The organism is Sphaerimonospora mesophila (genome assembly GCF_001417795.1).
Taxonomy (GTDB): domain Bacteria; phylum Actinomycetota; class Actinomycetes; order Streptosporangiales; family Streptosporangiaceae; genus Sphaerimonospora; species Sphaerimonospora mesophila.
In genome coordinates, this window is sequence record NZ_BCBX01000037.1 from 191896 (window position 1) to 215620 (window position 23725).

The following is a 23725-nucleotide window of genomic DNA, read 5'->3' on the forward strand; positions in this document are numbered from 1 at the left end:
GTGGCGTAACGCCCCGGAATCGACGCGCTGACTTGGTGCTACCGATTGATCGTTTGATTCATTCCTGGCCATCTATCCGGCAGACCGGATCGAAATGGAATAACGGTCGTTTCGGCGACGGAAACGGTCATTATCCTTTCTTCCGCCGGTGGTGCCATCGTTGCCCGGGTCCTATCGGCCGCTGGCGGAGAAGTGCTGGTAGTCCTTGTAGCCGGACCAGTAGCCGCCCCAGCCCCAGCCGATCTTCTCGAACGCCCGCACCACCTTGTCGCCGGCGTGGATCACACCGGGCTTTTCCGGTCTGCCGACGTACGCTCTCGCGTTCTTGTGCGCGTACGACCCGTCGCCGTACACGAAGGGGTTCTCCCGCGGGTTGAGATCGACCGCCCGGCCGTAGGCGTGCTCGGACCAACTGCCCGAGCCGGTCGCCCTCCGGCAGTTGAAGGCCGAGGTGTTGTCCGCCTCGATGGAGTCGTAGTCGCTGCCCTTGTACACATCGACCGATTCCATCCGCCGGATCGGATAGCGCTGGTCGTACAGCTTGCGGAAGACCGAGACGACGTCGTCGGCGACGTCCCGGTTCACCACCATCTCGCCGGTGTGCGCCCGGTCGTCGAAGCCCCAGTAGGTCATCGTGATCTTCCGGAGCCGGCTCAGCGGCACCGGGCAGTTCGGCTGCCATGAGTACGGAACCTCGTCCCGCGACACCGACACGATCGTTGCCGAGAACTCGGGCGGCTCGGCCGAGGCCGACGGTGTGGGCGCCGGCGACGGGCCAGGAGACGTGGTGTAGGTAACGGCGGACGAGGCGGTGGCGGCGGGCACGCCGGACGCGGCGGCCCCGGCCGGGCCTCCCGTGGTGTCTCCCCCCGTGGTTCCCGCCGTGTTTCCACCCGCGCAGGCGGTGACGCCCACGATGGTCATCGCCAATATCGCTGACCTGGGATTTCGTAAGCGTGCCATAGGCGCAGGCTACCTCCGCCCCGCCCGTACGACGCCCCACACCCCCCACCCCCTGGGCGTGATCTTGCAGTTTCTCGCAGCCATCCGCCGCGACCAGGCGATTTCCCTTCGTGATCTCGCAGAAACTCGTAGGCCGTGCCGTTGACCAGGTGTTTCACCAACCATGATCTTGCAGTCGTCGGCTGACGTTCGCGTCACGTGGTCGGCGGAGTCGGCCGCGGAAACCGGGGATCGGAATCGTCGGAGGGGGCCGCTAGGGTGAGCGTCGTGATCCCTGAGCTGCGCTTCGGCGCGCTGACCATCCCGACCCACGACTTCTTCGTGGTCCTCGGGGTGGTCGTCGCGAGCGTGGTGTTCGTGCTGGAGGCGCGGCGCAGGGGTGCGCTTCGGGAGGAGTCGCTGTTCGCCGTCGCCGGCGCCCTGGTCGGCGGCGCGATCGGGATGCGTGTGTCCGGATGGGCCGAACATCTCGATCCGGCGCTCAACCCCACGCTCCTTGAGGCGTGGATGTTCGGCTCCCGTAGCGTTCTGGGCGGCCTGACCGGGGCGTACGCCGGCGTGCTGATCGCAAAACGGCTCATCGGATATCGGGAGAAGACCGGCGATCTGTTCGCACCGGCGGTGGCGCTGGGCATGGCCGTGGGCCGCATCGGGTGTTTCCTCACCGAGGCCCCGGGGCGTCCCACCGAGTTGCCGTGGGGGATCCGAGCCCCGGCGTCGGTGCCGGAATGCCTCGGCTGCCTGACCGGGCAGCCCATGCATCCCTCGTTCCTCTACGAGATCGTCTTCCAGCTCGCGATGTTCGGTGCGCTGGTGTGGGCGCGTGGCCGGGTCAGCCGACCCGGCGAGCTGTTCACCCTCTATGTGGCGGCGTACGCCGGGTTCCGGTTCCTCGTCGAGTTCACCAGGGCCAACGAGACGGTCTGGCTCGATCTGACCCGTCCGCAGTGGTTCCTCCTTCCCGGGCTCGTGCTCGTCGCGATCCGGCTCACGTACGGCTACCGCAGAGGGTTCTACGATCGCCTGCCGGCGGTCGGTTCCCTTGGGAGAGGGCCGGCACGCCGCGATCCCGACGGCGGCACCTTCCGCGAAGAGGCGGCGGGTGGCACGGTTGGTGACCACACGGATGACAGCGTGACGATTCGTCAGGAGAGCAAATGAACCCACCCCCCGGGCCGCCGAATCCCCCCACTCCACCCGGACGTCCGCCCGGTCCTCCGCCCGGCCCCCCATGGCCGCCGCCGGGTTGGCGGCCGCCGCCGTCGTCGGGTTCCTCCGGCGGTGTCGTCGTCGCGCTGACGTTCGTCGGCATCATCGTGTTCGTATTCATCAACCTGATGGCGTTCTTCGCCACGATCACCGTGGCCGACTCGGTGCGCGGCGACGGCAAGCTGGTGGTCGTCGGGGTCGCGGCGGTGCTCCTCGCGGCCATCGCGCTCGTGGGCGGCATCGTGCTGATCATGCTGCGCAAGCCGTGGAGCAAGGGTCTCGGTCTGGGTTTGATGATCGGCTGGGCGCTGGTCTCCATTGGCACCGCGGGGTTCTGCACCGGCGTAAACCCCTCGATCTATGTGGACGGCGCACTGTGACCACTGGAATGTCTCTTCGTGGCGACCGGATCCTGCGTTACGTCAACGCGTTCTGCCCGCGCTGCCACGACGAGCACCCGGACCGGCCGCTTTCGGAGGTCGCGCGTCTGTCAGGCCGCCTCGTCGCCAGAGACGACCTGGTCTATCTGGAGCGCGGCTGCCGTACGCACGGCCTGGTCCGCACCCTCTACGACGAGGACCCGGAGATCCTCGCCTACCTGGAGGAGTGGACCGCGCCCACGAAGGCACACCGGCCCGACGTCCCCGGGAACTTCGACCCGGTTCCCATGGCGTACCTGCGGGGACTGCCGGAGATGCAGACGCAGCACACGTGCATCCTGCTGGAGGATGTGGCGGAGGTGTGCAACCTGCGCTGCCCGACCTGCTTCACCGAGTCGTCTCCCGACCTGCGCGGCGTCGTGCCGGTGCCGGAGATCCTGGCCAACGTCGACCAGCGGCTCGCCCGTGAGAACGGCCGGCTCGACGTGCTCATGCTGAGCGGCGGCGAGCCCACCCTGCATCCACGCCTGTCCGAGCTGCTCGCCGAGCTCGTGACCCGGCCGATCACCCGCATCCTGATCAACACCAACGGGCTGCTCGTCGCGAGGGACGACGCGCTGCTCGACCTGCTGACCGGGCATCGCGAGCGGGTCGAGATCTACCTGCAGTACGACGGGGTCTCCGCCGAGGCCTCCCGCCACCACCGAGGTGGAGACCTGACGCGGCTCAAGGCGGACGCGCTGCGGCGGCTGTCCGAGCGGGAGATCTTCACCACGCTGGTCATGACCGCGGCCCTCGGCGTGAACGACGGGGAGATCGGCGATGTGGTACGGCTCGCGCTCGACACCCCCTTCGTCGGCGGAGTGTCCATCCAGCCGCAGTTCGGCTCCGGGAGATCGGGACCGATCGACCCCTTGGACCGCCTCACCCACACCGGCGTGCTCAAGCGGCTCGGCCCGCAGACGGACGGGCTGGTGACCTGGCGGGATCTCACCGCGCTGCCCTGCTCGCATCCCCACTGCTGCTCGGTCGGCTACCTCATCCGCGACGACTCCGACCGGTGGCGGTCGCTGACCGCGCTGATCGGGCACGACCGGCTCAAGGAGCATCTCGGCCTGGTCGCCAACCGGATCGCCGACTCGGAGATCCCGCGTGAGTTGCGCCTCGCCGTACAGGAGTCGCTGCTCGGTCTGCTGTCGGAGCAGTCGTCGCTGTCGCATCCCGAGATCGGCAAGATCTGGCGGAACATCGGGGCGAACTGCGACATCGGCCTGCCGACGCTGCTGACGCTCGCGTCCTCGGCGCTGCCCGGCCGGCGTCGCCGGCTGCGGCGGCTGCTCGGCGAGCGGATCGTCCGCATCACGATCAAGCCATTCATGGACATGTCCACCATGATCGAGGAACGTCTCGTGCAGTGCTGCGTCCATGTCGGCACCCGCTCGGATCAGGATCAGTGCGCGCCCTTCTGCGCCGTCCAGGCCTGGCCGGCGCTGGCACGGCAGCGGCTGTCCGCGGTCGCCTCGGCCGACTCCGGCGTACGGCTCCCGCTCGTGGAGATCACCTGACGCGCCGGGGGTTCTCGCCCCGGAGAGATCACCTGACCTGGGAGTTCGCCTCATAGATCGGTTGGAGATTTTCCGGGAAAGCGTCGCGCATGTGTTCGAGGAGGCGCTACAGTCTTGGGCAGCGGATCGAACACGGGTTCGGTCCATGTTCTGACTGCTGAGGGGTGTCCCATGGCTGTGCCGACGGCTTGCGCACCCGCTCCCGCCGTCCCCTCTCCCCGGGTTCCGGTCGATTCGGCTCGCGTGCGACGTGCTCCGGCCAGGCCGCCGGCGACACGCCGTAGCGCTTTCTACGGAAATCTAGGGCGGCCGCTATACGCCGTCATAAAGTCCGAGAGCGTGGACCCTGTGCGCAATCCCTACGCCCCCGGCGCGGGTCAGCGACCTCCGGAGCTCGCGGGGCGCGACCGTGAGCTGCAGCAGTTCGAGATCGTGCTCGAACGGGTGGCCCGTGGCCGCCCAGAGCGGAGCATGGTGCTGACCGGCCTGCGTGGCGTCGGCAAGACCGTCCTGCTCAACACGTTCAAGTCCATGGCCATGCAGCGGTTGTGGGGCACCGGAAAGATCGAGGCCAGGCCGGATCAGTCGATCCGCCGTTCGGTCGCCGCCGCGCTGCACATGGCCACGAGGGAGCTCGCCCCCCGGCATCGGGCGCCCGAGCGCATCGAGGAGTTCCTCGGCGTGCTCAAGGCGTTCGCGATGCGGGACCCGGCCGCCGCCAAGGGCACCTCCCACTGGTCGCCCGCCATCGACGTGCCGGCCTCGCGGGGCCGGGCCGACTCGGGCGACCTGGAGATCGACCTCACCGAGCTGTTCGTCGACGCCGCCGGTGTCGCGACCGATCTCGGCGTCGGCATCGCACTGTTCATCGACGAGATGCAGGACGTGCGTGCGCCGGACATCTCGGCCCTCTGCGCGGCCTGCCATGAGCTCTCCCAGAGCGGCGGGCCGCTGATCGTGGTCGGCGCCGGTCTGCCGCACCTGCCCAGCGTGCTGTCGGCCAGCAAGAGTTACTCGGAGCGGCTGTTCCGATATGCCCGGATCGATCGGCTGGACCGGGACGCCGCGGACATGGCGTTGATCGTGCCCGCCGCGCGGGAGGACGTCGAGTTCACCCCCGACGCGCTCGACGCGCTCTACGAGGCGGCCGACGGCTACCCCTACTTCGTCCAGGCGTACGGCAAGGTCGCCTGGGATCTCGCGCCGCGGAGCCCGATCACCGCCGACGACATCAGGGTCTCGGCCCCCGAGGCGGAGGAGGAGCTCGCCGTCGGCTTCTTCGGCAGCCGTTACGAACGGGCGACCCCGGCCGAGCGCGACTACATGCACGCGATGGCCCAGCTCGGCGATGACCCCGTGCCGACGGCCGACGTCGCGGTGTCGCTCGGCCGTAAGCCGTCCAGCCTGTCCCCGGCGCGGGACAGCCTCATCAAGAAAGGGCTGATCTACAGCGCGGAGCGCGGGCTGATCGGGTTCACCGTCCCCCATTTCGGGAGGTTTCTGCGTGCTCAGCCGATTTAGGGTGAAATGTCCCATCCCCTGATCGAGGGGATCCCATAGACCTCTCTACGGCTTTCTAGAGGGGAAGCTAGAGAGCCGTAGAGAGCCGAATTGAAGCCGGCTCGAATCGCAGTGGGCGGGGTCGGCGCCTCGATGCGGGAATCTATGCCTGTATAGCCTCAGGCCGATACAGGCATAGATTCCCGCAGAGAGGGGAGTGGGGGCTCGCCATCGCTGACGACGGCGGACCGGACGGCCGGACGGCGACCGCTCAGCTGGACGGCGAACACGACATCGGTGCCGTCTCCGGCGGGGAAGACGAAGAACCGCCAGCACAGCTCACGCCAGGTGTCGGTGGGTTCATCCGCTTCGAGCATGCCGACATATGCCCGCCATGCCGTACTGGACTTCAGGCGGGCCAGGGCCCGGGCGGCGGGCTGCGGGCGCTGCTCGCACGGCAGGCGGTGGCGCAGCCGGGCCACGGCCGCGTCGATCTCGGGAGACAGGGCGAGCAACAGGACCACGAGGCCGCCGAGCCAGAAGACCGCCGACGGTGATGATGCCGGTGAGAAGGCGTGCATCGTCCCGGCCCAGGTGACGTTCTCCACCGCGACGGCGATCGCCATGGCCGTGAAGATCACGGTCCGCCCGATCGACCGCAGCCCGACCGGCGCCGAGCTGACCTCGCCGAAGCAGCCGCAGCCCACGTCGGGCCGGCGACGACGCAGATCCAGCAGGACGTACGTCGCGACCGCGAAGAACGCCACGGACGGCCAGCGCGCGACGGGGTGATCGACGAGCACCAACCCCGCTGCGAACCCGAACTCGGCCGTCGCGCAGAGGACCGTCATCGTGGTAGCGAACCGCTCCGGCACGAGCGCCGCCGGGCCGAGGCGGCTCAGCGACCCCGGTGAGACCCCGGAAGCATCCTGCCGACGACTGGCGAGCATGGCCAGTTTGGCGACGCCGCTCAGGGTCAGCACCACCACCAGGATCGGCAGGGCGGCCACCGCGATCACCTCGAGACCGGCATGCTTCGAAGGCACTTCGAGCATCGTTCACCCCAATCCGACGCGGGCATTGAAGCAGCCCTTGGTCAAGTCTCCACCGAGTTCGACGTACGCCGCTGGGGACAGCTCCACGAGCCTCCCGCGAGGCGAGGTGCCGCATTCCAGGCATCGGTCGCAGAACCGACCGGCCACGCAGCCGCAGGCCACGATCGGCAGCGTGCTCGACCGGCCGTCGCACACGTTGCGCACGTTGAGCAGGGAGCCGAGCGCCAGGTACGGCAGGCCGGCGCAGGCGCCCCCGACGTCGTCGCAGCCCACGTCGGCCGCCTCCAGCATCGGATAGGCCACGCCGTGCTCGTCGAGATCGGCCCAGACGGCGGTTCCGGAGATCGCCGACCGAGTTCCTCCGTACGCCGGGGGCGGCGGCACGGACCTCCCTCGATAGGGCGGCTGCGAGGTGGCGGGCAGATGCGCCAGCGCGGTGCCGTCGTCCAGCACGCCGATCGCGTCGAAGAGATAGCCGGGCGTGAGCTGCGGATGCCGCACCCGGATCCTGCCGGAGAAACGGTAGGGGACCACGACGGAAAGCGGCCTCCGGTGGGCGCCGCCGTCGAGCTCGATCGTGAGGTCTCGGCTGCCTCGTACGTCGCGGATGATCCCGGTCATTCGGGTGATGTCAGCCCAGATCCGCTCGGCGACCGTGCCGGAGCGCAGTGCTCGGATGACGACCCGGGCCCCGATGGGGAGGTCTGCGGGCGGCAGCGGGGAGCCCCGCCATGCGGTCGCCCACGGAGCGATGACCAACCGCCGTTCCTCCCCGGTGTCGTCCTCGACGATGATCAGGTGCGGGCTGATGTCGAGGATCTGACCGCTCACCGCGATGAGCCGGACCTGGTCGTTTCCCGTGCCGGGACTCCCGGCGCCCCCGTCCTCCACGCTCTCGTCTCCGGCGCCCTCGTCCCGTCCGTCGAGGTCGGGGGTGGGAGGCCGGAGGTCGCGGCCCAGCACGGCCGCCGCCAGCATTCGCCTACGTTCCACGTCCTGGTACGGCATCGCCCCTCCTGTTTCTACCTTCACATGCCGTGCGATCCGGCACGGATGGATCCATCGGTGAGAAACAGTCGGGGGAGAAACATTCCTCCTCCCGGTGGAACGTGTTATCTCCCACTTCGGGGCAAATCCCGCCCGTGGCCTGGCCGCTTCGCTAGAGATCCCGCTGTCGAGCTTGCGTGATCTTTGCCGATGGCAGTGCGAAACCAGGATGTCGGTTCGGTCGGATTCCGGAGCGCGGCTGCGATTCTGGCACGAGACGCCCTCCAGGCCAGGCTGGTGATCGCATGATCGTGGAGCACGAGGAGTTCCGTACATACGTCCTGTCCCGTGGGACGGCCCTGCTGCGTGTCGCCAATCAGCTCACGGGGAACCCCAGCGACGCCGAGGACCTGCTCCAGTCCGCCCTCACGAAGACGTACCTGGCCTGGGACCGGATCAAGGACCGGTCGTCCCTCGACGGCTATGTTCGCCGGGCCATGGTGAACATCAACATCTCCTGGTGGCGGCGGCGCAAGTTCGAGGAGTATCCCTCGGAGGAGCTTCCCGAGGTGCCGGTCCAGCACGATCCGCGGCATCGCTACGACGAGCTGGAGCAGGCCATCGAGCGGCTCCCGGCCCGACAGCGGACCGCCATCGTGCTGCGCTACTACGAGGACATGACCGAGCCCGAGATCGCCAGGACGCTCGGAATCAGCGTGGGCACGGTCAAGAGCACGGTCTCCCGGGCGATGGCCAAGCTCCGCGGCGACCTGGTGGTGTGACCGACCCACCGGGACCGGGCTCGGCCGTCGCCGAATCAGGGACGCCGGCGCCCGGTGGATGTCGGCGTCCCGGTGGATGTCCGCGTCGGGTGGTGTCGGTGCCGGTGGGTGTCGGTGCCGGTGGGTGTCGGTGCCGGTGGTGTCAGAACTCGCAGACCACGCCGTCGTTGTCCCTGTCGTGGTACCAGACGTACTCGGCGTCGCGGCCGCGGACGTAGTTGCCGTAGCCGTTCTTGTTGGCCTCGGCGCAGGTGGCGAAGTGGGGATCGAGGCCGGGTCCGTCCGGCCACGGGCCCGGCGTCACCGCCGGGGCGGGGGTCGGCGTGGGAGTCGGGGTCGGGGTCGGAGTCGGGCTGGGAGCCGGCGCCGGAGTGGTGCCCTGCGGGTTGCCCGTGCCCGGCTGGGGGATCGGCTCGGGTGACGCGTGCGTACCGGGCGGCACGGGCGAGGGGTCGGCCGGCTGGACGGGGACCGTGGACATGTCGAGGCCGGCTCCTGGGGGGACCTCGATCGTGTCGCGCCGGTCATAGGTGTCGGGTGCCCAGCACGGGCCAGACCACATCCCCCGCTTCTCGATCTGGGCGCGCAACTGCTCGTTGAACTGCCAGTCCGTGTATCGGTGCTCGGGGTAGCTCACCACGGGCTGGGCGTAGCCGTTCCGGACCATGTCTCCGTTGACGTACGCGCCCTGGGGGCCCCAGACGTAGAAGAAGTAGCGACCGTCTTCGGCCTCGATCTTTCCGTCACGCTGCAGGTAGGCCGGCTTGCCGGCGGGAAGCAGGGCGGACAGGCGGGCGAACGCCTCCTCGTACCAGCACAGGCCCTGCTCGGGAGCGTCCGCCTCCAGGAGCCCGACGAGCGCGGTCGCTCCGTTCGATGTGGTGACCTCGACGGTGTCTCCGTCGACGATCTTCTTCACGGTCACCTCGATCGCGTCCTTGGGCACGTTCTTCGGCCGGGTGGCGGCGGCCGCCGGGGAGGCGGTGACCACGGGGATCGCGATGGCGACGGAGGCGAGTACGGCGGATGCGGCGCGCGGGAGGAAACGCACGGGGTTCTCTCCAGAGGCTCGATGGGGGACGGCGGGGTCGCCGGTGGTGCGCGACTCGGTGCTTGACTGCGGCGGACTCCTGCGGATTACGCAGTTCACCAGAATTTCATGATTCGCGCCAGAGTGACGCACCGTTTCGCGTTCTTCTTCCGGAAATTTCGGTCCCCACTTGTACGGCTCTCGCCGTGGGTGTCGCCGTTCTGTGCCGATATGGCGGTACGGCACGGCCCGGCGGCGTGCTCGGCGTGTTCCGCCGATCAGCTCACGGACGCCTTGCCGGGCACGCCGGCGGTGGCGCCTGGCCGTACGACATCGCGGATCACACGTAGTGCGGCCAGGAATCGGTCGAGTTGCTCCGGAGAGAACAGGCCGGTGAACCAGGTCTCGATGTCATCGAGGTGCTGGGGGAGCAGCCGCTGCAGACGGGCCGCGCCGGCCTCGGTCAGGGCGGCGTACGACGCCCGGCGGTCGCTGGCGCACGCGTGGCGGGCGACCAGACCTTCGCGTTCGAGACGGTCGACCACGCGCGTGATGCCGCTGGTGGACAGGGACGTCTGCGCGGCGAGGTCGCTCATCCGCAGCCGCTGCTCGGGCGAGCGGGCCAGCCGGATGAGAGTCTCGAAGTCGACCTCGGAGATTCCGGCTTCGGCGAAGGTGCGGCTGGTCTTGCTGCTCAGCCCGGTGAACACCTCCGCCAGCAGGCCCATCGCCGTGAGGCGGGGGTCATCGAAAGGGTCCATGGTCGAAGTCTAGGACAGATAGTTGACGCGGGGAATAGTTGTGCTGTAGATATTTGTTGCAGAAGACATCCGCACGGCAACTACCCTGGAGGGCAGCCATGAGCGTTCGTGAGTGGGAAGGCATCAAGATCCCCGTTCCCGGTGAGTTCGAGCTGGACCTTGCCCACACGCGAGTCGGCTTCGTCGTCAAGCACATGATGGTCAGCAAGGTCCGCGGTCACTTCGGCGGGTTCGAAGGCAAGATCGTGATCGCGGAGAATCCGCTGGAGTCGACCGTCGAAGCCGTGCTCAAGACCGCCACCATCGACACCGGCGTCGCCGACCGCGACACGCACCTGCGGAGCGATGACTTCCTCTCGGCCGACAAGTTCCCCGAGATCACCTTCCGCGGCAAGCGGATCAAGGACCACTCCGGTGACGAGTTCACCATCGTCGGCGACCTGACCATTCGCGAGGTGACCAAGGAGGTCGAGCTCAAGGTCGAGTTCACCGGCGCCGCGACCAACCCCTGGGGTCAGGAGATCTTCGGTTTCTCCGCCGAGACCGACATCGACCGCGAGGAGTTCGGCCTGACCTGGAACCAGGCCCTGGAGGCCGGTGGTGTCCTGGTCGGCAAGAAGGTCAAAATCGAGATCGAGGGCGAGGCCGTCCGCAAGGCCTGAGCCGTACCGCAGGCATGGCTCGGCCGTCATTCACAGGTTGCACACAGCCCTTATCCACACCTTGTGGATAAGGGCTGTGCATGAAGCTGGGGACAACCTGTGTGTCGGTGGACACGGCAGGCCCTGCCTGCGCATATCGTCTAGGTGAGAGGTTCACGACACGTGCCGGTCCCACCGGCGAACCCGGTCGCGATTCCGCTTTGCCGCGTTGCGCGATCGCCGGTACGCTGTCCTGAGCAACTCCACCGGGGAGGCTTCGCCTAGTCAGGTCTATGGCGCCGCACTGCTAATGCGGTTTGGGTTTACCGCCCATCCGGGGTTCAAATCCCCGAGCCTCCGCACTTCAGAGCCCCTCTCGCCGATCGCGGCGGGAGGGGCTTTCTGATCTCCAGATCCGTGAGGGCGGATGCTCATGACCTCCTTGCGCGGGTCCTGAAGCGCGGCCATGATCCCAACGCCGACCGCCCGCCCTTGGGTCGTCAGCGTGGCCAACGCCGCCGTGATGCGCTGGCGAAGATGCTTGTCCGGCTGGTAGGCGGTGAGGAACGCCACCTCGTCGACGATCACAATGATCAAGTGGCGGCGACCCGGCGCGCCGGGCGTGCGGCCTAGGGGCCGGTCCCGACGCGCGGGCAGGACTCCGGGCCGTCACCGTATGCCGGCCATGCCGCTCGGGCCATGCGGCCCGCTCATGGTCACGCCGCCGCCCAGACGCGGCCTTACTGCTCAGGAATCAAGCACGGCGGCGACGGCTTCGATCTCAACGAGCTGGTCGTCGTAACCAAGCACGGTGACTCCCATCAAGGTGCTCGGAACGTCATGGTCACCGAACGAGTCCCGGACTACCTTCCAGGCAGCCACCAAATCCTCCCGCCGGGTGGACGCGACGAGAACCCTTGTGCTGATGACGTCCTGCAATGATGCGCCAGAGGCAGTGAGAGCCGCCTGCATGTTCTCGACGGCTTTCGCCGCTTGGCCTGCGTAGCTCCCAATCGCTGCGGTCGAGCCGTCCTCGTTCAGGGGACACGCTCCGGCGAGGAAGATGAGCCGTGACTCGGCAGGCGCCGTGGCTGCATAAGCATACTCGGCGACGTCGGACAGAGAGGCGGCGCGGATCAAAGTGATGGCGCTAGGCATGGTCACTCAGTTCCTTTCAGATCGGGTGAAGATCGACCATCCTGACATGGGCGTCCTGACTGCCGCCTCCTATTTCCGCAGGCCAAGCCGCCCGTACCTCGCGGTCCTCCCATGGTCATGCCGCCGCACAGATACAGCCCTGTGATCGCCACTGCGTGGCCGGACGCCATGTGGTCGGCAGGCTTTGATCACGCCGGTCTGGAGGTCGACGAAGGACCAGCGGAGGCCGAGCGCCTCGCCCTGGCGGATGCCGAGAGCCAGGGCCACCGATCAGCGGGCCGCGCTCGGGCCGCCCGCCGTACACTGCATCAGCACACCCAAGCCGCCCGTACGGACCAGAGGCGCCACCGCCCGACCGGACACGCCTTCAGTTGTCAGCCTGCTCCGAGATTCGGTGTAACTCCGCAGCGTGGGGGTCCACTTACGTGATCAGATCAGGGCATGGCGAGCCGACGCGATGCAGTGTTCCGTCAGGGTCGACGTAGCCGAACTCTCTGAGTCCGTATGGAGTGTCCTGCGGCTCTCCGAGGCGGCCAGTGACGTCTGCTGCGACCCATTCGGCGTACAGGGCATCGGCGTCTGAGACATAGAGGTAAACGACAGCAGCAGTGCGGGCAGGATCGTGCTCGTGCCACTCAGTGAGATGGAGCGTAACCGACCCCCGAGCGACGAACCCGTATCCAGGGTCCTCTTCGGATTGCCGCACCGAAAACCCCAGGTGACGGTAACGCTCGAGTGCGACGGCCAGATCACGGACGGGGATCACAGGCGCCACGGTCTCGAAGACAACCTTGCTGTCCATGGCCTCTCCTACGGCTGTCGGCATGGAAAATCGATGCGAGGCTATGCGGTGGCCCTGACAGTTTCACGGGTGGCCGAGGTATTTCTTAGCGCCTCCGGCGGGGGCCTCCGGCTCCGGGATGCGCGAGATCCCGGAGAGCGCGGGGCCGCGGTGGCTGAGGTGGAGACCCGCGCATCCGGCGGCCGGTGAGCTCAGTTCGACAACGTCCGTGCTGGTCCGGATGGTCCGGCCGGGTCGTGCCCAGGAGCACCCTCGTTCCTGCCGGTCGTGCGCTCGGCGAGGGCCTCGAGTTCGGCGACCGCTCGGTCGGTGGCCGTCTCGGCGGCGATCTCGGTCGCCAGCCGCTGCGCTTCTCGCTGGTAGGACGAGCCGTGGAGGACTCGGTCGACCGCGCGTGCGATGGTGCGGGGTGCGGCGCCCTTGCCCACGGTGATCCCGGCTCCGGCGAGTTCGATGCGCCGTGCCACCTCGAGTTGGTCGCGCCCCAGCGGTACGCAGACCAGGGGAACACCGGCGGCCAGGGACTTGACGACTGTTCCGTGGCCGGCGTGTGTGATCGTCACTGCGGCGTGGCGCAGCGCGGTGCTGTGCGGTACCCCTGCGGTGACGAGGACATTGCCGGGTGCGCGGACCGTCGCCGGGTCCACCGCCGGGCCGGTCGTCAGCAGTCCACGCACCGGCAGCGTGCCGAGGGCTTCGGCGATCCGCTCGAGCAGGTTGCGCTGGTTCATGAACGTCGAGCTCAGGCTGACCAATGCCAGTGGTGCGTCACCCTCTGGCAGCTTCAGCTCCCCGGCCCAGGCAGGGTCATCGAGCCGTGGGCCGACGTGGCGCACGTGGGAGGGGAAGCGCCGGCCAGGGTAGTCGAGCGCACGGGGGGACAGTACGAGGAACCGGTCGACACGGCCGAATGCGTCGATGACCGAGTCCACCGGCGACAGGCCGTTGCCGACGCGGGCGGCGTTGAGCGCGGGTAGTCCCTTCGCCCACGGTTTGACGATCAGCTTCGCCATGATCCGATCGCGGAGGTGCCCCAGCGCCCCGGTGGCCGGTGCGAATCCCGGACCGAATGGTGGTGCTCCTGGGGCGGGTAACGGATAGAGGGTCGTCGCGAGCGAGGCCACGGGGATCCCGGCGACTTCGCCGGCGGTGAGCGCGCCCAGCAGCGTGGAGTCGGCGACCAGCACGTCGGCCGGACGGGCGCGCAGTTCGGCCAGGGTGTCTCGGGCATAGTCGGCCGCGGGTCCACAGACGATGCGGTCTCGCAGCCGCGCGAACGCGCCTATCGGCGTACGAGCCTCGAAGTCCTTGAGAACGTCCTTGGCCGGATCGGCGGTGTCGCCCTGGGGCGCCGTCGTCCACGCGATCGGCTCCGTACAGCCGGCGGCGACCTCGTCGTACAGCGACCTGTCGGCCAGCACTCGGACGCCGTGGCCGCGTTCACGCAGGGCACGGGCGACCGAGAGGGTGGGCGGCACCGCTCCGCCGCCGGACCAGGTGGCGAACAGGAAGTTTTTACTCATGGTTCCTCTTGTGCGGATCGATCGAGGTCAGCAAGTCGCGCATGGCACGTTCGGCGTCCTCGCGCGACATCCCCAGGTCACACCGCCACAGCTTCCACAGGTAGACGTCCGTGGCGGCGTAGAGCAGGGCCAGCGCGTGCTCGCGTGCGGGGCCCCGGGCCGGGAGGCGGTCGGCGAATACCTGCTCCAGCCATGCCCGATGCTGGCTGCGCGCGTGGGCGACCGCACGGGTGATCGCCGGGACACGGTCGGCTTGCGCGATCCAGAGCACGTTGGCGTCGCCGTGCCGTTCGTAGTCCTCGAACAGCGCGGTCACGATCGCCTGTACATCACCCGTCGGCGCCTGACGGGCGACCGCCGTTTGAGATGCCAGCCAGTCGGCGACGGCATCGGCGAGCCCGTCCTTGCCGTCGAAGTGATTGACGATGGTCTGCACCGACACACCCGCCTCGTCGGCGATGTGCTGCAGCGTGACGTCGTCGTACCAGCGCTGCATCCAGAGCGCGGCCGCGGCTTCGAGGATGCGCGCTCGTGTGGCCTCCACAGCGGCGGCCCGGGCACCCATACGGTACGAGCGCCTGACCCTACTTTCCATGGAGTCATATCTATATTCAATTTATCACAAGGTCAAGCTAAAGTTGAGGCGCTCGCGATCCGGCCAGACAGTGCCGGTGATCGCACCCATGTGAGCTCGCCGTGACGATCGGCCGGATCGGGGAGTGGGAGTTCGAGGACTACGAGGGGCGACGCTCCGGTTCTGAGCGGCTTCGGAGTGAGCGATGTGCTCCGGCCACCCGGCGGGAGATCAGGTGGGCGGAGACTTGCGCGCCGAGCATGAGAAAGTGAGCCCGTGGTCGACCCCCCTGGACTTATCAACCACTGGCTCGCGGTGTGGGAGTTGAACGGCTTTCTGGCCCGTCAGCCCGAGCAGGGCGAAGGACGGCGAACGTGGGCGGAGACGGCCATGTACGCGCTCGACAGGGCGGAAGCCGCAGGCCTGGACGCGATCACCGCCAATGTGAGCCGCTTCCACCTGCGTGCAGATCTGATCGACGACCTCGGCCCTACAGGGGCGCCCCTTTGGAACGCGGACGCATTGGCAGCGGACATTCTGGCGGCCCTCCCCCTGCGAAGGGAACAGGCCGCAGGGTTGGCCGCCAACTGGCGACAGCGGGCCCGATCAGAGATCTTGGCGCTCCGTCAATGCAAGAACCTGCTCGTGCCGGCTCAGAGCATCCGTGGTCACCTGTCCGAGACGCCGACGGTGAGAGAACTTGACGAATGGCTGGCTCTTCGGGAGCGACTTCCCTAGCCGATCGAAGAGCGCAGGTGCTTGCCTCCCCGATGTGCCATCAGCGACCCATCGACCAAGGTGAACAGGGCCCGACCACGGCCATTCATGACCGACTTGCGCTTGGCGCTCGGCACGACAGGCGTGGTTATGTAGCGCTGGGGGTGACCCTACGGGCTCCCGGGCTCGATTTGGAGGAGACGACCTGGTCTGCCAGGTCCGCCTTCGTCCTCGAAGCGGGGGGGAATCGGCGCGGCTTGCCGCTGATCTCGGCCACGTCCTCCGGATATGGCCACCTGGGTTTACCCCATCCGGGCTTCGAATTCGCCGCCGCACTTCAGAGCCCCTCTCGCCGGGGATGGCCAGAGGGGCTCAGTTCGCATTGGGATCGACACTGGGGGCGACCGTACGGTCACCGGGAAATGCCGAAGTCCCGGTTAAGGCTGACCGCGGTCAGTTGTAGGGGTTGTCGTACGTGCCGCTGCTCTTGGTACGCATCTGATAATTGTTACCGGGACCGAACCATCCTCCGGTCACGTCGAACCGGATGTTGCGGACAGTGCTACCGAAGTTCGCCTCTGTGTTGTACACGTACGTCTGCTGGCATCCCGCAACGGATGTCGTGCCGGTCTGGACCGGCCAGACCGTGCTCGTGCCATTGACGATGATCTTGAAGGAGGGTGCGGGGTAGGCGTGCTGCCAGCACAGGCGCAGCGAGTACCGGTACTTCGTGTTTCCGTTGTCGAACGCCAGGGTGCCGTCCAGGCGAGCCAGCTGTGTCGCGTTGCCGTCGTTGGAGACCAACTGCACGTAGACCGGGTTGTCCGGGCCGTATGCGGCGTGCGCCGGGGTGAGCGGCAGGAGCGTGGTGGCCAGCGCGGAAATGGCGATGGCGGTCGACGTCGTCAGGCGACGTACTTTCGAGCGTACGGCCAAGTCACACCTCATCCGTTTTGGGACTTTTGAGCACCCAGAGGTTATTTTTGGCGCGACGAACCTGTCTAGCACGGGGATTAATGGGCCCAATACGGCCCGGTCTTATATAAGGGAAGGGAACGTCTTTTGGGCATGCCGCGTGCGGCTACCAGGGCAGAGAAGACGAACCGTAGATCCAAATCCCGGCGTGGTCGGCTGAAAATTTCAGGAAGTGCGAGGCCCGCCGCGTCAACCCCGATCCGCACCGCGCAGAAGACGCAGCGATCCGATCTCCGAGGCGTTCTTCATAAGCTCGACGTTCACCCAGGCGAGCACATGTCCCAGGGTGAGTGATCCGTCGGCGAACCAGCCGCTTCGTGTGGTGGAATCCAGCTCCGCCCGGCTCAGCGACTTCAGTGCATCGGCCCACTGATCGCGACATTCGTTCAGCCATATGGTGGCCGATTTCACATCTCCGGGCCACGGTGTCATCGATGCGGCCTCCGACCAATCGAATTCAGCGGTCGCCGCATCGGAATGCCCGAAGCATTGCTTATAAGCAGTGCTCCACCAGAGGCCGATGTGCCACATCACCCACCCGATGGTCGGCACCGGGATCGGTTCCGGCTCAGGGACGGCCCAGTCGGCCGCCCACGTCCCGTCCGTCTTCCGACGGACGTTCCAGCAGTTCGACACCGGCTCCCACAAGGCTTCCTCATCGGTCACCTGCTCCAGATGCAGAGACAGCAGCGACCAGGACACATTCAGCTGCCAGCGGAGCCGGTCGAGTTCGGACATGCCGAAACCCTAGTGCCCCTCCCGCCGATCTTTGCCCCGTCGCGTCGTCCAGGGCGGCACCTCGCGGCGTTGGAGTCGTCGCTCGTAGCTCCGCTACTCAGCTCCTCCTCCGCCTTGCGATGCATCACCCTGGCCGCCGCTCCTTCCGGGCAAACCTTGGCGGTCGCGGCACTAGCTCCGGGCGGCCATGCCGGCGATTGATTGTCACCGCGGGCCTGGTCAGGGGCCTTCGTGCCGTACGAACTGCCGCGGCATCGACGGCCCCGGCCTTGTCGTCGGTGTCGTTTCCGGCGCCGAGCGATCGCGGCTTCAGGAAATCGTGGCTTCAGGAAGGTGCGCAACCGGACGACGGAAAGGGCGCGGGCTGTCGGCCGGACGACGGAAAGCGGGCTGCCGACCGGAGGATGGAAAGGGCGCGGGCCGTCGGCCGGACGACGGAAAAGGAGAGGGCTGTCAACCGGATGCCTTCACGCACCGTCTTCCCTGTGGTCATCCCTCACCACAGGAGTCGTCTTGGGAATCCGCTCGATTCTCTCTGCGGCCGTCCTCTGCGGCGGCCTGGCGATGCTCTGCCAGCCGGCGCAGGCCGCCGTCTCGGAGTCGCGACAGGGTGCGGTCGTCGCCACCGACATCGTGGATTATCGGTGCAGGCACACCGGCACGGCCGAGGAACAGGACATCAAGGTCAAGGTCGCGCTGACGATGCCGCTCGATGTCACGACGGGCAAGCAGATGACCATCGGCTGGCACGGGACCTATGTCGACGACTCGACCGCGTTGCGGGTGCCCACCACGGGGCTGGCAGGCGGCACAAAGCTCTATGCGTACGCATCCATCAGCGGGGTCGCCCAGCTGACCTCCGCAACCGGAGTGGGTGAACTCGCTCAGCTCACCCCGGGTGAGAACATTTCCCTGCCGACGGCCGAGGTCCCCCTGAAGACCAAATCGGCCAACGCGGGCACCGCGACCGTGCGGCCGGCCGCCATCAACTTCGGGACCGTGCCCACAGAGCCGTCGATCGAGTGTGAGGTGCAGAACGCCGACGCTCTGATGACCTACGACCTCATCATCGCCGCGGCGAATGATCAGCCCGCCGATACCGATGCCGATTCCGACGCCGGACCCGACACCGGTTCCGATACCGATACCGATGCGTCCTCGGACCCCCCGATTCAGGAGACCACCGCCGACACGGCGAACGACACCACGAACGGGACGACGGGAAACGGCAAGGTGCGCACGACCCCGGCGGGTGGGGTCGCGACCGGTGGCGGCGGTGAAGCGGGCCCCGATGGGCGAGTGCTCGTATGGACCGGCCTCCTGCTCACCCTCACGGCCTCGTCCGGACTCGTGCTGCGCCGCCGTCGCCTCGGCCGGGGACGACCCTAGGACCGGTCACCGGTACGGACGAGTCCGGTCTCATAGGCGATGATGACGGCCTGAGCGCGGTCGCGTAGGCCGAGTTTGGCGAAGATGCGGGCGACATGGGTCTTCACCGTGGCTTCGCTCAGCGTCAGCGCCTCGGCCAACTCGGCGTTGGACAGGCCACGCCCCAGCAGGGTCAGCACCTCGATCTCCCGGGGTGTCAGGTCGGCGAGATCGGCGGGGACGGCAGACGACGCGGATATGGGCCCGCGGACCCGGTCGGGGGCGGCGAAGCGCTCCACCAGCCGCCGGGTGATCGATGGAGCGAGCAGGGCGTCGCCGGTGTTGACCAGGCGCACGGAGGCGGCCAGGTGCTCGGGCGTGATGTCCTTCAGGAGGAAGCCGCTGGCACCGAGGGCAAGCGCGTCATAGACGTAGCGGTCGAGGTCGAAGGTGGTCAGCATGAGCACCCGGCGGTGCGGCCCCTGTGCCAGGATCCGCCGGGCGGCCTCCAGCCCGTCCATGTTCGGCATGCGAATGTCCATGAGCACGACATCCGGGCTCAGCTTCCGCGCCGCCGCCACGGCCTCCAGTCCGTCGGCCGCCTCGCCCACCACCTCGATGCCGCGCATGGTGAGGATCAGCCGGAAGCCGGTGCGGATGAGGGCCTGGTCGTCGGCGATCAGCACGCGGGGTCCGGGCTCGGGGTTCGGCGCGGGCGGGCCGGGTTCGGGCGTGGTCACGGCGAGCCCGGCGAATGATGGTGACGGACGAGCGACCCGGTCAGGGGAATGCGCGCGCGGACCCGGTAGCCGCCGCCGAGACGGCGCCTGGCGTCCATGTTCCCGCCATAGAGCGCGACACGTTCCCGCAGCCCCAACAGTCCCCTGCCCGTTCCGCCATCGGGCTCGCTTCCGTCGGGGCCGGACTCGCCGTTCCAAACGGGATGCCGTATGGGATGCCGTACGTGATTCCGTACGGCGCCGCTGTCTCCTGGCACGCCATGTTCGTCCGCCTGCCCGAGCGGATCGCTCCTGAGCACGCTCGGGCCGGTGTTCAGCACCTCCACGCGCACGTGGTGCTCGGCGTAGCGGATCGTCACCTCGGCCTTCGCCCCCGCCGCATGCTTGAGCACGTTGGTCAGCGCCTCCTGCACGATGCGGTACGCCGTCGCGTCGATGCCCGGTGGCAGCGGCCGAGGCTCGCCCAAGACGCGCATCTCCACCGGCAGCCCGGCGAAGGCGAACCGGTCGACCAGCGTGTTCAGGCCGCTCAGGCTGGGTGACGGCGCGAGATCGGCGGCGAAGGGGGAACGGTCGCCATGTGGTGGGTCATCGCCGCTCGGTGAGGGAGTGAGCAGGCCCAGCAGGTGCCGCAGCTCCGTCATCGCGGCGCGGCCCGCGCCCTCGACCGCCCTGAGCGCCGCCTCGGTTTCGTCCGGCATGGTGGACAGCACCTCGCGGGCCGCGCCGGCCTGCACCACCATGAGGCTCACGTTGTGGCTCACGATGTCGTGCAGTTCCCTGGCGATCCTGGCCCGCTCAGCGTCGACGGCCGTCCTGGCCGCCCGCTGCCGCTCGATCTCCAGGAGCCTGCCGCGCTCCTCGATGGCCGCGCGGTACCGCCGAAGGGAACGCAGGAGGAGCAGTCCCAGCCAGACCGTGCTCGCGGACGGCGCCACGACCGCGATGATCAAGCCGTACGTCCAGACCGAACCCACGTCTCCACGGTCGCAGACCGCAGGGCGATCCGCATCACTCCCGCGGACCAGAGGCCTACATCCGCAGGATGACAAGGGACCGATGTTGCATCCGGGGAAGGACGTCAGCGCGCTTGTCCCGCTTATAGCTTCCCCACATGGCAACGGAAGGTGAAGTCGTCGTACGGCTCGAGCGACTACGCAAGCACTACGGCGAGACGGTGGCACTCGACGATGTCTCTCTCGAGATCCGGGCCGGTGAGGCGGTCGCGGTGATGGGCCCTTCGGGCTGCGGCAAGTCGACGCTGCTCAACATGATCGCCGGGCTGGACCGTCCCACGTCCGGGAGCGTCACCGTCCACGGCGAGGAGCTTTCGACGCTGAGTGAGACGCGGCTGGCGCTGTTCAGGCGGCATCGGATCGGGATGGTCTTCCAGTTCTTCAACCTGATCGACGACCTGTCCGCGCTCGACAACGTCGCGCTGGCCGCTCAGCTCACCGGTACGTCCGCTGCGCATGCCCGCAGGCGGGCGCTCGACCTGCTGGACGAGCTCGGCATCGCCGACCGCGCGGACCTGTACCCCGCAGTGCTGAGCGGTGGGGAGCGTCAGCGGGTCGCCGTCGCCAGGGCCCTGATGAACAGGCCGGCCGTGCTGTTGGCCGACGAGCCTACGGGGGCGCTGGACAGCCATACCGGTGAGCAGGTGATGGACCTGCTGCTCGACCTCCACCAGCTCGGCCAGACGCTGCTGCTGGTGACCCACGACGAGCGGCTGGCTCAGCGGTGCGCGAGCCGGGTGATCGCGATCGAGGACGGACGGGTGACCGGCGAGCGTGCCATGGAACAGAGCGCATGAGAGCGGTGTGGCGGGTCGCGGTCGCGGCTGCGCGGCGGCGACGGTTGCAGAGCACGGTCCTGGCCGTGGTCGTCATGTGCTCGACCGTGGCGATCGTGGTGGCGCTGGGCCTGCTCGAAGCCGCGTCGGCACCCTTCGATCGGACCTTCGCCGAGCAGCGGGGCGCGCACGTCGTGGCCGCGTTCGACCGGGCCGCGGTCTCCGACGATCGGCTCGTCCAGACGGTGGAGAAGCAGACCTCCGAGGACGAACCGGCTGTCGAGGCCGTGGCCGGACCGTTCGGCCAGGCCGTCATCACAGTCGCCGACATCGGCCAGGCTCTGCCGCCCGGCCCCCTCACGGTGGTCGGCCGCGCCGATCCCGGCGGGCCCGTGGATCGGGTCGATCTCTGGGCGGGCCGTTGGGCCGGCAAACCGGGGGAGATCGTGGTGAGCCGCCCGGCCGAACCCTTCTTCCGTGAGCTGCTGGGCGCCACGGTCCAGGCCGAAGGGGGCCCCAGGCTCACCATCGTCGGCCTGGCCTCCAGCGTCAGCAGGACAGCCGAGGCGTGGGTCACGCCTGACCAGGTCCAGGCCATGAGCCCCAAGATCACCCAAATGCTCTACCGCTTCACGGAAGCGGACACCGACGACGATCTCCAAAAGGCCATGACGGGGATGACGTCGGGCCTGCCCGGTTCCGCCCTGCTCGACTGGCAGTCGTACCTGGTGGTCAAACAAGACGTCGCGCGTACGGCCTCCGCCTACCTGCCCTTTCTGACCGGATTCGGCATCCTGGGCCTGATGGTGGCCGTCCTCATCGTCGGGAATGTCGTCAGCGGCGCCGTCGTGGCGGGTCAGCGGCACATCGGCATGCTCAAGTCGCTCGGGTTCACCCCCAATCAGGTCGTCGCGGCGTATTTGACCATGGTCCTGCTGCCGGGGTTCGCCGGTTGCCTCGTCGGCACGGTCCTCGGCGGCTTGGCGGCACAGCCCCTGCTGCGGCTGGTGTTCCAGGGCGTGGGATCCACCATCGGCCTCGGCGTAGGCGTATGGGCGTACGCGGTGACGTTGCTCGGCGTGCCGGCCGTGGTCGTTCTGGCCGCGCTCATCCCGGCCTCGCGGGCACACCGGCTGTCGGCGGCACAGGCGATCAGCGCGGGCAGCGCGCCACGTCCGGGGCGCGGCCGGCGGGTGCAGCGCCTGCTGTCGGGCGCGAGGCTGCCGCGCTCTGTCAGCCTGGGCCTGGGCCTGCCGTTCGCGCGTCCCGGCCGCTCGGCGTTGACACTGGCGGCCGTCATCATCGGGGTGGCGACGGTGGCGCTCGCCTCCGGTCTGTTCCGTACGATGACCGCCTACGGGGACACGGCGCAGCGGGTCGGGCATGTCCACACAGTGATCCATGTCGGGCGGCCGGACCAGACCGAGCCGAAGCTGGACGACGCCGGGATCGAGGCTCTGCTGCGCTCCCAGCCCGGCGTGAGGTATGTGACCGCGGACGCCTGGATCGACATTCACCTGGCCGGCCGACCAGGCCGGATCATGGCCCAGTTCCTGCGCGGCGACGCCGAGACCCGGGGTGACGTGCTCGTGGCCGGGCGCTATCTGTCGGGGCCGGGCGAGGTCGTCGCCCCCTCGGCGTTCCTGAGCAGGTTCGGGCTCGAGGTAGGCGACCGTCTCACGCTCGCGCTCGGCGAAGCGCACACCTCGGCCACCATCGTGGGTGAGGCCATGGACACCTCGAATAATCTGATCATGGTGAGCTGGCCGACGCTGACCGCCCTCGACCCGGACAAGAGGCCCACACAGTACGAGGTTCGGCTCGCCCAGGGCATGGACGTCGAGAAGTTCAACGCCGCGGTGAAGACGGCGGAGCCGGGGCTGTACCCGGCCACGAAGTCGCAGATCGACGAGAGCGGCGTGGCCATCACCACCTCGACATCGATCTTCACGTTGCTCTTGGGGATGGTCGCGATGCTGGGCGTCTTCAACACCGTGGTGCTCAGCACGCACGAACGCCGCCGTGATCTGGCCGTGCTCAAGTCGATCGGGATGACCCCTCGTCAGGTGACCGTGATGATGGTGACGTCCATGGCGGCATTGGGCGCGTTCGGCGGTCTGCTCGGCGTCCCGATGGGGATGGCCGCGCACCGGGTGATCGTCCTGGCCATGCTCGACGCCGTGGGGCTCACGGCCCCCGCCTTCCTGCTCGACGTCTGGCAGGTCGCGGAGCTGATCTTGCTCATGCCGGCCGGTGTGGCGATGGCAACGCTCGGCGCGTTCGTCCCGGCCCGCTCGGCGGCCAGGATGACCATTGTCGACGCTCTGCACACCGAATGATCCCTGCGCTGTTGATCTCGTAGCTGTTGATCTCGTACGGAACCCGTCGGTGGGGGCCGGAGGTGATGGAGTGGCCGGACCCGGGCGAGAGTGACATTTGGTGGGGTATGGGGCTTATGTCAGAGA

At 68.2% G+C, this 23725-nt stretch carries 23 protein-coding genes, 1 tRNA gene and 1 pseudogene; 11 read left to right on the plus strand and 14 right to left on the minus strand.

Annotated features, from left to right (window positions below; translation table 11 throughout):
- Positions 1–171: 171 nt before the first annotated feature.
- Positions 172–924 carry a M15 family metallopeptidase gene (locus tag AP234_RS18620; RefSeq protein WP_152990491.1) on the minus strand — a complete coding sequence of 251 codons (753 nt, stop codon included), beginning with the start codon at positions 922–924 and terminating at the stop codon, positions 172–174.
- Between the two features lie 306 nt (positions 925–1230).
- On the opposite strand from AP234_RS18620, the gene AP234_RS18625 reads away from it, so the two are divergent.
- The 4 genes from AP234_RS18625 (at position 1231) to AP234_RS18640 (ending at position 5638) form a co-directional block, all read left to right on the plus strand.
- Positions 1231–2124, plus strand: a complete 894-nt coding sequence (locus AP234_RS18625) for a prolipoprotein diacylglyceryl transferase family protein (protein WP_083502240.1) — start codon at positions 1231–1233, stop codon at positions 2122–2124.
- Positions 2121–2552 carry a hypothetical protein gene (locus AP234_RS37325; RefSeq protein WP_160330467.1) on the plus strand — a complete coding sequence of 144 codons (432 nt, stop codon included), beginning with the start codon at positions 2121–2123 and terminating at the stop codon, positions 2550–2552. Before AP234_RS18625 ends, AP234_RS37325 begins: the two co-directional genes overlap by 4 nt.
- On the plus strand, positions 2549–4117 hold the full coding sequence (locus tag AP234_RS18635; protein ID WP_152990492.1) for a radical SAM protein: 1569 nt from the start codon (positions 2549–2551) through the stop codon (positions 4115–4117). Before AP234_RS37325 ends, AP234_RS18635 begins: the two co-directional genes overlap by 4 nt.
- A 339-nt stretch (positions 4118–4456) precedes the next feature.
- Positions 4457–5638 (plus strand): AAA family ATPase, encoded by a 1182-nt coding sequence (locus AP234_RS18640; protein ID WP_055480941.1) that lies wholly within the window; start codon positions 4457–4459, stop codon positions 5636–5638.
- 158 nt (positions 5639–5796) lie between these two features.
- Here the strand turns inward: AP234_RS18640 and AP234_RS18645 are convergent, their stop codons facing one another.
- Both AP234_RS18645 and AP234_RS18650 read right to left on the minus strand, forming a co-directional pair.
- Positions 5797–6663: a MauE/DoxX family redox-associated membrane protein gene (locus AP234_RS18645; RefSeq protein WP_235558238.1), complete on the minus strand. Its 867-nt coding sequence runs from the start codon at positions 6661–6663 to the stop codon at positions 5797–5799.
- Positions 6664–6675: 12 nt separating this feature from the next.
- Positions 6676–7680, minus strand: coding sequence for a hypothetical protein (locus AP234_RS18650; RefSeq protein ID WP_055480943.1), 1005 nt, complete (start codon positions 7678–7680; stop codon positions 6676–6678).
- Between the two features lie 284 nt (positions 7681–7964).
- Here AP234_RS18650 and AP234_RS18655 point away from each other — a divergent pair, with 284 nt between their 5' ends.
- Positions 7965–8441, plus strand: coding sequence for a SigE family RNA polymerase sigma factor (locus tag AP234_RS18655; RefSeq protein WP_055480944.1), 477 nt, complete (start codon positions 7965–7967; stop codon positions 8439–8441).
- Between the two features lie 142 nt (positions 8442–8583).
- Here AP234_RS18655 and AP234_RS18660 read toward each other — a convergent pair whose 3' ends face one another.
- Positions 8584–9492 (minus strand): excalibur calcium-binding domain-containing protein, encoded by a 909-nt coding sequence (locus AP234_RS18660; protein WP_055480945.1) that lies wholly within the window; start codon positions 9490–9492, stop codon positions 8584–8586.
- Positions 9493–9749: 257 nt separating this feature from the next.
- Positions 9750–10232 (minus strand): MarR family transcriptional regulator, encoded by a 483-nt coding sequence (locus AP234_RS18665; protein WP_055480946.1) that lies wholly within the window; start codon positions 10230–10232, stop codon positions 9750–9752.
- A 98-nt stretch (positions 10233–10330) separates the two neighbouring features.
- Between AP234_RS18665 and AP234_RS18670 the strand changes: the two genes are divergently transcribed.
- Both AP234_RS18670 and AP234_RS18675 read left to right on the plus strand, forming a co-directional pair.
- Positions 10331–10894, plus strand: a complete 564-nt coding sequence (locus AP234_RS18670; RefSeq protein ID WP_055480947.1) for a YceI family protein — start codon at positions 10331–10333, stop codon at positions 10892–10894.
- Positions 10895–11143: 249 nt separating this feature from the next.
- Positions 11144–11233, plus strand: a tRNA-Ser gene (locus tag AP234_RS18675).
- 63 nt (positions 11234–11296) lie between these two features.
- Here the strand turns inward: AP234_RS18675 and AP234_RS38720 are convergent.
- The 5 genes and pseudogenes from AP234_RS38720 to AP234_RS18695 form a co-directional block, all read right to left on the minus strand.
- Positions 11297–11467, minus strand: a pseudogene (locus tag AP234_RS38720) (cell division protein FtsK); the annotation flags it as partial.
- A 153-nt stretch (positions 11468–11620) separates the two neighbouring features.
- Positions 11621–12031: a Rid family hydrolase gene (locus tag AP234_RS18680; RefSeq protein ID WP_055481056.1), complete on the minus strand. Its 411-nt coding sequence runs from the start codon at positions 12029–12031 to the stop codon at positions 11621–11623.
- A gap of 421 nt (positions 12032–12452) precedes the next feature.
- Positions 12453–12833, minus strand: a complete 381-nt coding sequence (locus AP234_RS18685; RefSeq protein ID WP_055480948.1) for a bleomycin resistance protein — start codon at positions 12831–12833, stop codon at positions 12453–12455.
- A 191-nt stretch (positions 12834–13024) separates the two neighbouring features.
- Positions 13025–14356: a glycosyltransferase gene (locus tag AP234_RS18690; RefSeq protein WP_055480949.1), complete on the minus strand. Its 1332-nt coding sequence runs from the start codon at positions 14354–14356 to the stop codon at positions 13025–13027.
- Positions 14349–14921, minus strand: coding sequence for a TetR/AcrR family transcriptional regulator (locus AP234_RS18695; RefSeq protein WP_055480950.1), 573 nt, complete (start codon positions 14919–14921; stop codon positions 14349–14351). The genes AP234_RS18690 and AP234_RS18695 overlap by 8 nt, the downstream gene beginning before the upstream one ends.
- A 285-nt stretch (positions 14922–15206) precedes the next feature.
- Here AP234_RS18695 and AP234_RS18700 point away from each other — a divergent pair, with 285 nt between their 5' ends.
- Positions 15207–15668 carry a hypothetical protein gene (locus tag AP234_RS18700; RefSeq protein WP_055480951.1) on the plus strand — a complete coding sequence of 154 codons (462 nt, stop codon included), beginning with the start codon at positions 15207–15209 and terminating at the stop codon, positions 15666–15668.
- Between the two features lie 432 nt (positions 15669–16100).
- On the opposite strand, the gene AP234_RS18705 is transcribed toward AP234_RS18700, so the two are convergent.
- Positions 16101–16583 carry a hypothetical protein gene (locus AP234_RS18705; protein ID WP_055480952.1) on the minus strand — a complete coding sequence of 161 codons (483 nt, stop codon included), beginning with the start codon at positions 16581–16583 and terminating at the stop codon, positions 16101–16103.
- Between the two features lie 228 nt (positions 16584–16811).
- Entirely contained in the window at positions 16812–17360 is a 549-nt protein-coding gene (locus tag AP234_RS18710; protein WP_055480953.1) for a DinB family protein, read from the minus strand.
- A 513-nt stretch (positions 17361–17873) separates the two neighbouring features.
- Here AP234_RS18710 and AP234_RS18715 point away from each other — a divergent pair.
- Positions 17874–18749, plus strand: coding sequence for a hypothetical protein (locus AP234_RS18715; RefSeq protein WP_055480954.1), 876 nt, complete (start codon positions 17874–17876; stop codon positions 18747–18749).
- Here AP234_RS18715 and AP234_RS18720 read toward each other — a convergent pair.
- Together AP234_RS18720 and AP234_RS18725 are read right to left on the minus strand one after the other, a co-directional pair.
- On the minus strand, positions 18746–19468 hold the full coding sequence (locus AP234_RS18720) for a response regulator (protein WP_055480955.1): 723 nt from the start codon (positions 19466–19468) through the stop codon (positions 18746–18748). The genes AP234_RS18715 and AP234_RS18720 overlap by 4 nt on opposite strands.
- Positions 19465–20445: a histidine kinase gene (locus AP234_RS18725; protein ID WP_055480956.1), complete on the minus strand. Its 981-nt coding sequence runs from the start codon at positions 20443–20445 to the stop codon at positions 19465–19467. Before AP234_RS18725 ends, AP234_RS18720 begins: the two co-directional genes overlap by 4 nt.
- Positions 20446–20582: 137 nt before the next feature.
- Here AP234_RS18725 and AP234_RS18730 point away from each other — a divergent pair, with 137 nt between their 5' ends.
- Positions 20583–21281 carry an ABC transporter ATP-binding protein gene (locus AP234_RS18730; RefSeq protein ID WP_055480957.1) on the plus strand — a complete coding sequence of 233 codons (699 nt, stop codon included), beginning with the start codon at positions 20583–20585 and terminating at the stop codon, positions 21279–21281.
- Positions 21278–23599, plus strand: coding sequence for an FtsX-like permease family protein (locus tag AP234_RS18735; RefSeq protein WP_055480958.1), 2322 nt, complete (start codon positions 21278–21280; stop codon positions 23597–23599). The genes AP234_RS18730 and AP234_RS18735 overlap by 4 nt, the downstream gene beginning before the upstream one ends.
- Positions 23600–23725: the final 126 nt, after the last annotated feature.

Coding starts and splice junctions, on each gene's coding strand:
- AP234_RS18620 (WP_152990491.1), bottom strand. CDS start 924: ATGACCATCGTGGGCGTCACCGCCTGCGCGGGTGGAAACACGGCGGGA.
- AP234_RS37325 (WP_160330467.1), top strand. CDS start 2,121: ATGAACCCACCCCCCGGGCCGCCGAATCCCCCCACTCCACCCGGACGT.
- AP234_RS18650 (WP_055480943.1), bottom strand. CDS start 7,680: ATGCCGTACCAGGACGTGGAACGTAGGCGAATGCTGGCGGCGGCCGTG.
- AP234_RS18655 (WP_055480944.1), top strand. CDS start 7,965: ATGATCGTGGAGCACGAGGAGTTCCGTACATACGTCCTGTCCCGTGGG.
- AP234_RS18665 (WP_055480946.1), bottom strand. CDS start 10,232: ATGGACCCTTTCGATGACCCCCGCCTCACGGCGATGGGCCTGCTGGCG.
- AP234_RS18670 (WP_055480947.1), top strand. CDS start 10,331: ATGAGCGTTCGTGAGTGGGAAGGCATCAAGATCCCCGTTCCCGGTGAG.
- AP234_RS18680 (WP_055481056.1), bottom strand. CDS start 12,031: ATGCCTAGCGCCATCACTTTGATCCGCGCCGCCTCTCTGTCCGACGTC.
- AP234_RS18685 (WP_055480948.1), bottom strand. CDS start 12,833: ATGGACAGCAAGGTTGTCTTCGAGACCGTGGCGCCTGTGATCCCCGTC.
- AP234_RS18690 (WP_055480949.1), bottom strand. CDS start 14,356: ATGAGTAAAAACTTCCTGTTCGCCACCTGGTCCGGCGGCGGAGCGGTG.
- AP234_RS18695 (WP_055480950.1), bottom strand. CDS start 14,921: ATGGGTGCCCGGGCCGCCGCTGTGGAGGCCACACGAGCGCGCATCCTC.
- AP234_RS18710 (WP_055480953.1), bottom strand. CDS start 17,360: ATGTCCGAACTCGACCGGCTCCGCTGGCAGCTGAATGTGTCCTGGTCG.
- AP234_RS18730 (WP_055480957.1), top strand. CDS start 20,583: ATGGCAACGGAAGGTGAAGTCGTCGTACGGCTCGAGCGACTACGCAAG.
- AP234_RS18735 (WP_055480958.1), top strand. CDS start 21,278: ATGAGAGCGGTGTGGCGGGTCGCGGTCGCGGCTGCGCGGCGGCGACGG.